Below are 9,177 nucleotides of genomic sequence, written 5' to 3'. Positions count from 1 at the left end.
TAATTTTATTGGGTTTGTGTAAAATAAAGGTATAAATTAAGTTTGTTAAAGCTTTAAACTGAAGGTCTTTGACTTTAATAGGTGAATTTGATGAGCAGTGATAATAATTGTGGGTTGGAATTACCAGCTTCTAAAGTTATTTGCATTGGTCGTAATTATGTTGAACATATTACGGAGTTAGGTAACGAAGTTGCAGATGAAATGGTGGTTTTTTTAAAACCGGCAAGTGCTATTTCAACGCAGTTGAGGAGTCTTCATAATAATGAGCCGTTACATTTTGAAACTGAAATTTGTTTTAAAGTTGTACAAGGACGCTTAGCTTATGTCGGTATTGGACTTGATTTAACCAAGCGTGATTTACAAAGCAAATTAAAAGCAAAAGGCTTACCTTGGGAACGCGCTAAGGGGTTTGATGGCGCCGCGCTTTTTAGTAACTTTATTGCATTTGATGATACCAACATTGAGCAGCTAGCACTTACTTTAACTATTGATGGCAAGCAGCGTCAGCAGGGTAATGTAAGCCTAATGCTTTATAAACCACAGGCAATTATTGAACAAGTAAAAGAGTTTATGACACTTTGTGATGGCGATATTATTATGACAGGCACTCCCGCGGGAGTAGGCATCGTTAATACGGGGAGTGAATTTATTGCAAAACTTTATCAAGGGAAGACATTACTGCTTACTCAGCAATGGTTGGCTGGTTAAGTATATAGCTGTTATTACGTGGTGAAATTATTAATCGTTCTATCTAACCTGTAACGGTGGTTTGATTTATATTGAACTGAGTTAAAGGTCTGGTTATGTTTGAAAACCCTTTAAAGTACTGTTTAACAAACGACGGGTAGTTGATGGGATAATTGATAAGCTGATAATTTAGCTAGAGATTTCATTATCGCTACTGTGCAGTGAGCGCTTATTATGTTTGGTGTTAAAAGCTATCTCATTAAGTAAAGTTAAAGGCGTGCGGGATGAAAATGAAGTTAACTTATTGCTAAATATGACCATGCAATACTCTGTGCCGCCATTTCAACAGGCTAAAATCGGGTGTTGTTTTTTATATTCAGAGGTATGTGTTAAAGCCTAGCCACTCCTTATAAGTGTAAAGTGACAGGGCTTTTTTATTGCTTGGCTTTTAAATAACCTAATAAGGTGCGGGATATTGCCTAAAAATCTTGTCTATATCAGCAAGTAACTCTTTGCTTAACGTTATATTGAAGGCGTCGATATTTTCTTTTAACTGATCATTGTTGGTGGCACCAATAATTGTCGAGGCAACACCATCTACTTGATTACACCAAGCCAGTGCAAGCTGCGCTGGGGATATATTATTAGCTTTAGCAAGTGCGGCATAGGCTTTAGTTGCTTGCTCTGATTGATCAGTATCACGGAAAATACCGTTGCGCTGCGTAAACGTCCAGCGACTACCTTCTGGACGAGCACCATTTAAGTATTTACCCGTAAGTAAGCCTGCGGCCAGAGGTGACCAAGGTAAGTAAGCGATGTCTTCATGAATACATTGCTCCATTAAATACGGCCAGTCTTTTGCGTGAGCGAGACTAAATTCATTTTGAATCGATACCATACGCGGCAAGTTATGTTGCTCACTTAAACGCAAAAACTGACTAACCCCCCATGGCGTATCATCAGAGAGCCCGCAGTGTTTTATTTTTCCTGCTTTTACGCAATCGTTTAAGCCTTCAAGAATATTGAGCATACCTGCGATATGTTGTTCGGTATTCGCATCACTAAAGCGTACTTGTCCTGGCCATTGCTTGGCAAAATGTGGCGAGGTGCGATTAGGCCAGTGCAGCTGATATAAATCAATCACATCTGTTTGTAAACGTTTAAGCGACCCTTCTACGGCGCTCACAATAGCCTTACGAGTAATATCGGCACCATCACGCACCCAAGGCAAACCATTACCCGCAATTTTAGTGGCAAGCACGATATCATCACGTTTTTGTTTGTTACGTGACAACCAATCGCCAATAATAAGCTCTGTTTTACCGTAGGTGTCTGGTGAAGGAGGCACGGCATACATTTCAGCCGTATCAATAAAGTTAACTCCTTTATCGAGTGCATAACTAAGTTGGTCGTCGGCATCTGTTTGATTATTTTGTACGCCCCACGTCATGGTGCCTAAGCAAACGCGTGAAACATCAATACCACTGTTGCCTAGTGGAGTGTAAAGCATAGTTAATCCTTGTTAATCACGAGAATATTTATGAAGCTCACCGAGTAATGTTTCACTTAAGTCAGCTTTTTTGCCTGTTTTAAAGTTAAACATCACCACTTGCGACGAACCGACTGTGGTAATGGCATTTTGTTGTTCGCTAAATACGGTGTAGTGCATCATAAACCTATCTTTATTAATGTCACTAATGCTCACTCCGATCAACACCGTATCAGGAAACGTAACAGGGCGTTTATAACGGGCATTATTTTCGCTTATTACAGGGCCTATACCTGTTTTTTTTAAGTCTCCCAGTAGGTTTATTTGATTTAAAAAATCAATTCGTGCGTTTTCAAAGTAGCGAAAGTACACCACATTATTAACGTGCTGTAAGGCATCCATTTCGCCCCATGCGACATTGACTTTAGTATGAATAGGGTGTTGTTCTATAAACGATTGCATAACAAGAGCCGACTAATAAAGTAAAAACTTAGGTTAGCAATATGTCGCTTTCAGCTCAAGAAAATTAGAAAACTAGAAAACTAGAAAGCTAGCAAAAATGTGCTAGATTGATAAGCTCACGCTTACACTTATTAGTCTTATGGTGAGTGGGTGAGCGAAAAAATACAAAGGAGCTATTATGCAGCATATAACAACAAAAGCAGTTAAATGGTTGGCGATGCTAGTTATAATCGTGTTGGCGCTAGTGTGCTACAGTATGGGAGCAATGTCAGGGTTTGTTAGCTTAGTGGTCCTTGGTTTTATACTTGAGGGTACTTTTTGGTTGTTTTGCGCAAAATTGTTTAGCCGTAAAAAGGGCTTGCAGGACAATAACTAAGTCTAATAACTTGCTATCGTGGATGGTTTAAATAATAATGACTGTACAAATGCACAGTGTTAATTAGCCATTTAATGAAAAAATTTATTCACATTGACATGGATTGTTTTTATGCCGCAGTGGAAATGCGCGACAATCCAGCGCTTGTTAATGTGCCGCTTGCCATTGGCGGTAATAGCCGCAGAGGTGTGCTTTCAACGGCTAATTATGTTGCCCGTGAATATGGCGTGCGTTCGGCCATGTCTAATTACCGTGCCAAACAACTTTGCCCAGACTTAGTGATTGTCTCTGGCCGCATGCAGGTTTATAAAGAAGTTTCTCAGCAAATCCGCGCTGTATTTAAAAAATATACTGACTTAATTGAACCGCTTTCCTTAGATGAAGCTTACCTTGATGTAACAAATAGTTCCTTATGTAAAGGCAGTGCAACGTTAATGGCTGAGCAAATTCGTGCCGATATTTTTTCAGCTACAGGGTTAACAGCTTCTGCGGGGATTGCTCCTATCAAGTTTATTGCCAAAATTGCCAGCGATGAAAATAAACCTAATGGCCAGTTCGTGGTGTTGCCAGAGCAAGTAGATGATTTTTTGGCTCAATTACCACTCGGTAAAATTCCAGGTGTGGGTAAGGTCACCCTCGAAAAGTTAAATTTAAAAGGTTTGTACACCGGTGCTGATGTCTGCGCTAAGGGGGTAAACTGGATGCAGCAGCATGTTGGTAATTTTGGTGTTTCGCTTTATCAAAAATGTGCCGGGCAACATATTGGGCATGTTTCTACCGATAGAATAAGAAAGTCATTAAGTGTTGAACACACTTATGAATATAACAAAAATAACCTTCAAGAATGCCTAGAGCAGCTTCCTTCATTACTAGAGGAGTTAACTCGGCGACTTAATAAACAACAACTCGAACAGCGTATTAATAAACTTAGTGTAAAGGTAAAGTTTGCTAACTTTGTAGTGACATCGGCGGATCAAGCCTATCATCAATTGGATAATCAAATTTTTACTGAGTTATTAACCAAGGCATTTAAGCGCGGTGCAGAGCAACCCGTACGTTTATTAGGGATTGGTGTGGGCGTTAGAAGTGAGCCATTAGTGCATCAGCAGTTGAGTATATTAGATTAAAAGTTTAAGTTAACAATTGTTGTTATTTTCTTTGCCTTAGTGTCGATAACACTATAAAGAGAAAACTCTGCAAACGGTCATTATTGTACTGTTAGAAGCAGGGTTAGTTATTGCTGCGCATTGCAAGAGAAAAATGCTTAAAAAGATCAGCAGCTATAAGTTGTAAGAGCTGTAACAACAACTTGCCAGCTATACTCTATTGATACTTACGTGGCTGGCAAAAGGTACGTAAATCAACGATAATAAGGCCTTCTGTTTTTATACTAGGACTTATTTTATGGCATATCCTCATGCAGTGGCGGCACCTTTATTAGCCTCAGATAAACACGACGCATTGATCATCATTGGTGATGATTTTTCTCATTTAGCCGACCCTGATTTAAGCCAAGCGATTAAAGCGCAGATGAAGGTTGATGCTCGTATTGGCAAGCAAGTTACTTTGCTGATTATTAACGCTAAACGCGTTATTTTAGCACCAACAGGTCCTTTAAATCGTGATTACGACGATGTTCGTCGCTATTTTGATGCCGCAAAGCTTGCCATCAATGAAGCGAAAGCGTCAGGTAGTACACACCCTGCTATTTACTTACCCCAAGCAAGCCAAGATCCGCGTTACCAATACGCACTAGAAGTGGCGTTTTTAGGTGCGTGCCAAGCATTATGGCAGCCGCTTGAAGCCCGTGAACATCATGGGGAGGGTATTGAACCGGTAACTCAAATTGCATTATTTGGTGCGAACCAGCAAACGATTAAAGCCATTAATGCTATTGCGGCTGGGCAATATGCTGCGCGCGATCTGTGTGGCACAGAGCCAGAACGTATGGCTCCTCCACTTTTTGCTGATTATTGCGTTGATTTATTTAAAAACAGCAATGTTAAAGTTGACGTGATAGCCGATATTGCAAAAATAGATAAAGATTACCCAATGATGAGTACAGTTGCTCGCGCTTCTTATGCGGTTGAGCGTCATCATCCACGTGTAGTAAAGCTTGAATACGTACCACAAAGTGAAGTACACCGTACGTTGATGTTTGTAGGTAAGGGGATTGTGTATGACACTGGCGGCGCAGATTTAAAAGTGGGTGGCTTTATGGCAGGCATGAGCCGTGATAAAGGCGGTGCTGCTTCTGTTGCTGGGTTTATGAAGTCTGTATCAGATTATGCTCCTGAGGGCGTTAAAGTGGTTGCTTATCTTGCGGTAGTACGTAATTCAATCGGTTCAGATTGCTTCGTGCCTGATGAAATAATTACCAGCCGTGAAGGTGTGAGAGTGCGCATTGGTAATACCGATGCTGAAGGGCGTTTAGCGATGGGTGATTTACTGAGTGAAATGAAAGATTTAGCTAAAGGTGAAATAAACCCAGAGTTATTTACGGTTGCCACTCTTACTGGCCATGCGGCACGAGCTATGGGCCCATACAGTGCTTATGTTGAAAATGGTCCTGCACGTGCGGCGAATGTATCACGTAAAATTGCTGATTTAGGTGATTTATGGGGAGATTGTGCTGAGGTATCTCGTAGTCGTCGTGAAGATTATAGCTTTATACAGCCGCGCACATTAGCTGATGATGTCTTATCAAGTAATAATGCAGCTTCAGCGGTTACCGCTCGTGGGCATCAATTCCCTATGGCGTTTTTAGCTACTGTAGGCGGTTTAGATAAGCATGGTAGTGATTCTAAGCAGCCATTACCTTATGTACATATGGATATTGCCGGTAGCGGTATTGAAGGTGGCGATTGGCAGCACGGTAAACCAACAGCTGCTACAATTAGCAGTCTGTTTGCTCGTTATTGTTTATAAGTAAAAATAAAAGGCGCGACACAAAATCGCGCCCACGGTTTAGTTTTAAATGTGTAAGCGCTGGTTTATCCGGCGCTTTTTTTATCGGGCTTAAAGTAAGCCACTGCATCTGAAAGTGTTTGGCTACTACTTTTCAAGTTATCGCTGGCTTTGCTGCCCTGTTGCTCTTACTACTTGACTGTCTTAAGGGAGTGGGAAAGGCTGAGCTTTCAATCAGCCTTTGTTGTTTACTTGCTTTACTCTTCATCAAAGTGACGGTTAAAGAAGCTAGTGATGGTTTTATGTAAGTGTGTTTGCACACTTTTACCACGTAGGCTGTGCTTAGAGCCAGGGTAAGTCATCATCTCAAACTCTTTTTCGTTATCTTGTAATTGCTTAAATAATTTAGTCGCGTGAGTAAACAATACGTTGTCATCAGCCATGCCATGATAAACCATTAGTGGGCCTTTTAAGCCATCAGCGTAAGGAAATACGGCGCTGTCTTCATAGCCTTTAGCGTTGGTTTGTGGGTGGCCTAAATATCGCTCAGTGTAGTGGGTATCGTAAAGTGCCCAGTCAGTCACTGGCGCGCCAGAAACACCTGCTTGAAAGTAATCACCCGCTTTAAACATGGTCATTAATGCCATATAACCACCATAGCTGTGACCGTAAATACCAATTCGCTTTGGATCGACATAATCAAGAGTGCGTAAAAACTCAACGCCTTTAATTTGGTCTGCTACTTCAACCTCACCTAGGTGCTTATAAATGGCATCTTCAAACTTTTTACCCCGGTTATATGAGCCGCGATTATCTAATTGAAAAATGACATAACCTTGTTGCGCCATATATTGAAAATACAGATTTTTACTGCGCCAGCTGTTTGTTACACGTTGTGCATGCGGACCGCCGTAAACGTTAACAATAACAGGATACTTTTTGCCATCTGCGACATTGCTAGGTTTAAACAAGCGATAATGCATTGCTTGGCCATCTTCTGCGGTAATGGTGCCGTATTCAGGAGTGACCAAATCATTTAAGTAAGGCGTAAGCGGATGGTTATTATCAAGCTTATTTTCTTCAAGCCAAGTAATAAACTCACCGTTTATTTTGCGAAGTGCAGCAGAACCCGGTTTATTAACCGATGAACTATTATCAATAAATGTTTTGCTATCTTTAGCAATCACAACATTATGATAAGCGCCTTGTTCGGTAATGCGTTTAATTGCGCCTTTTTTAAATAACGGTACACTATATAAGTGGCTTTCAATAGCGGAGTCTTTACGTCCTGCAAAGTAGGCTATGCCTTTTTCCTCATCGATGCCTTTTAAGCTATCAACGACCCAATCACCACTGGTAATTTGGCGGATCATTTTACCGTTAGTGCGATATAAATACAGATGTTTAAAGCCATCACGTTCTGATGCCCACACAAAGTGCTTTTTATCTTTCAAAAACTCTAAATCAAAGTGTAGGTTTATCCAAGTGTCGCTGTTTTCTGTTAACGCGACCTTTTGCTCTTCGCTTTTACTGTTATAAAAACGCAGTTCTAATTTGTGCTGTGAACGATTTTGCCATTGATAAGATAAAGTTTCGTTATCTTTAAGCCATTTAGCACGCGCGATATAGATGTCTTGATCTTTACCTAAATCAATCCAATCCGTTTTTTGATCGTCTATACTGACCACACCTAACTGAATTTTTACGTTGTTTGTGCCGGTGAATGGATAGCGCTGATTGAAAAGCTTTACTTCTTCGGCGTAAATTTCGTTACGAATGGCTTCTTTTACTGGGCTTTCGTCAATGCGGGTATAGGCAATTTTTGATTCATCACCAGACCACCAATAACCGGTCATCCGGCTCATTTCTTCTTGTGCTACAAATTCGGCCATGCCGTTTTTAATGACACCGCCGCCATCTTTACTCAGCTGCACTTCTTTACCTGACTTAAGATTTAATGCGTATAAGTTTTGATCACGAATAAACGAGACAAAGTTACCTTTAGGTGAGAAACGAGCATCGGTTTCAAAGGTGTCGGTTTCGGTTAGTTTTCGGCTTTTAGCTGAATCTACCTGATAGTAATATAAGTCACCATTGAGTGGGAATAGTAAGGCTTTGCCGTCTTTAGACCATTTATATTCTAAAATGCCTTTACCAAAAATACGTTGGCGTTCGCGGCGGGCTTTTTCTTCATCAGACAGGCTTTCGGGGCCTGAAAAAAGCTTGGCTGAATCAACCAGCATACGGTTTTTATTATCTTTTAAGTTGTATTCCCATAGATCGTAGCGGTTGTAGTCGTCGCTTTTACCTTGCAAGTAGGTAACGCGGCTACCATCTGGTGAAAACTTAAGTTGTATAGGCGATTTACCCGCAAGACTCGGATCATCAAAAATACGTTCAAGGCTCAGTGGTTCAGCTTGAACACTAAAAGCGCTTGCCATTAATGGCATCGCCCAGGAGAGGTGTTTTATTTTTTTTAACACGTGATTACCTTTGCTCGAATAAAAACTGCCATGATGGTAATGCCAAGCGTGGGCAACTGCAACTAAATGCTTTAAAGTGGTTAGATAAGAACTTTTAAGGAATATAGCATGACAAGTACAGCGTTTTTATTAGCCCCAGAGCTTACCCGAGATTGTATTGAACTAGCCGACTGGCCACTGTGCAAAGTGTTATTGATGAACGACAGCCAATATCCTTGGTTTATATTAGTGCCGCGTCAAGCTGGGCTAAAAGAGAGTATTGATTTAAATGAACAAGACCAACTTGTTTTAATGCAAGAATCTGCAAAATTAAGCCATTTAATCAAAGAGGTATTTACTCCAGATAAGCTAAATGTGGCAGCGCTTGGGAATATGGTATCGCAATTACATGTTCACCATATAGCGCGCTTTAAAATTGATGCTGCTTGGCCTGCGCCGGTATGGGGTAAATACCCAGCAGTGCCATATAAAAAAGAGCAAATAGCAAAACTAAAAGCCCACTTTTAATCGGTTCTATTACTATATAGGTATATAACTTTTATAAAATAAGGAGCGAGAAATGATATTAATTCAGCGATTTGTTTATGTCGTATTTATCACTGCATTGTTGAGCGCAACCAGTGCCTTTGCAAAAGAACAGGCTATGAATACCCATGCAGTTAAAGCTGCAGCTGTTGGTAATTTAGTTATTCATGAAAATCAAATCTTGTCTGCAGCCCAGCCAACACAAGAGCAGCTTAAAAAACTTGCGAATGCAGGGGTTAAGCACGTAA

At 40.6% G+C, this 9,177-nt stretch carries 8 protein-coding genes and 1 pseudogene; 6 read left to right on the top strand and 3 right to left on the bottom strand.

Features of this window, described 5'->3' with window-relative positions:
• Positions 1 to 90 precede the first annotated feature (90 nt).
• A complete protein-coding gene (locus ACT3RM_RS15825) occupies positions 91 to 708 on the top strand; it encodes a fumarylacetoacetate hydrolase family protein (protein WP_441836486.1) in 618 nt (205 codons plus the stop codon).
• Between the two features lie 436 nt (positions 709 to 1,144).
• Here the strand turns inward: ACT3RM_RS15825 and ACT3RM_RS15820 are convergent, their stop codons facing one another.
• Both ACT3RM_RS15820 and ACT3RM_RS15815 read right to left on the bottom strand, forming a co-directional pair.
• The gene (locus tag ACT3RM_RS15820) at positions 1,145 to 2,197 is read right to left on the bottom strand and encodes an aldo/keto reductase (protein WP_441836485.1); all 1,053 of its coding nucleotides are present in this window, start codon (positions 2,195 to 2,197) and stop codon (positions 1,145 to 1,147) included.
• Positions 2,198 to 2,209: 12 nt separating this feature from the next.
• On the bottom strand, positions 2,210 to 2,638 hold the full coding sequence (locus tag ACT3RM_RS15815; RefSeq protein ID WP_441836484.1) for an acyl-CoA thioesterase: 429 nt from the start codon (positions 2,636 to 2,638) through the stop codon (positions 2,210 to 2,212).
• 178 nt (positions 2,639 to 2,816) lie between these two features.
• On the opposite strand from ACT3RM_RS15815, the gene ACT3RM_RS15810 reads away from it, so the two are divergent.
• The 3 genes from ACT3RM_RS15810 to ACT3RM_RS15800 all read left to right on the top strand — a co-directional run bounded on the left by ACT3RM_RS15810 (position 2,817) and on the right by ACT3RM_RS15800 (position 5,942).
• On the top strand, positions 2,817 to 3,014 hold the full coding sequence (locus ACT3RM_RS15810; protein ID WP_441836483.1) for a hypothetical protein: 198 nt from the start codon (positions 2,817 to 2,819) through the stop codon (positions 3,012 to 3,014).
• A 74-nt stretch (positions 3,015 to 3,088) separates the two neighbouring features.
• Complete coding sequence (gene dinB, locus ACT3RM_RS15805) at positions 3,089 to 4,141, top strand: DNA polymerase IV (protein WP_441836482.1); 1,053 nt, start codon at positions 3,089 to 3,091, stop codon at positions 4,139 to 4,141.
• Between the two features lie 277 nt (positions 4,142 to 4,418).
• On the top strand, positions 4,419 to 5,942 hold the full coding sequence (locus tag ACT3RM_RS15800; RefSeq protein WP_441836481.1) for a M17 family metallopeptidase: 1,524 nt from the start codon (positions 4,419 to 4,421) through the stop codon (positions 5,940 to 5,942).
• A 236-nt stretch (positions 5,943 to 6,178) separates the two neighbouring features.
• On the opposite strand, the gene ACT3RM_RS15795 is transcribed toward ACT3RM_RS15800, so the two are convergent.
• The gene (locus ACT3RM_RS15795; RefSeq protein ID WP_441836602.1) at positions 6,179 to 8,404 is read right to left on the bottom strand and encodes a DPP IV N-terminal domain-containing protein; all 2,226 of its coding nucleotides are present in this window, start codon (positions 8,402 to 8,404) and stop codon (positions 6,179 to 6,181) included.
• 108 nt (positions 8,405 to 8,512) lie between these two features.
• Between ACT3RM_RS15795 and ACT3RM_RS15790 the strand changes: the two genes are divergently transcribed.
• Positions 8,513 to 8,911, top strand: a complete 399-nt coding sequence (locus ACT3RM_RS15790; protein WP_441836603.1) for an HIT domain-containing protein — start codon at positions 8,513 to 8,515, stop codon at positions 8,909 to 8,911.
• Between the two features lie 52 nt (positions 8,912 to 8,963).
• A pseudogene (locus ACT3RM_RS15785) lies at positions 8,964 to 9,177 on the top strand (hypothetical protein); the annotation flags it as partial.

Source organism: Pseudoalteromonas sp. AOP7-A1-14 (assembly GCF_052376275.1).
In the GTDB taxonomy this organism is placed as follows: Bacteria; Pseudomonadota; Gammaproteobacteria; order Enterobacterales; family Alteromonadaceae; genus Pseudoalteromonas.
The sequence above is the reverse complement of the archived record's forward strand: the minus strand, read 5'-3'. Positions and strand labels throughout refer to the sequence as shown.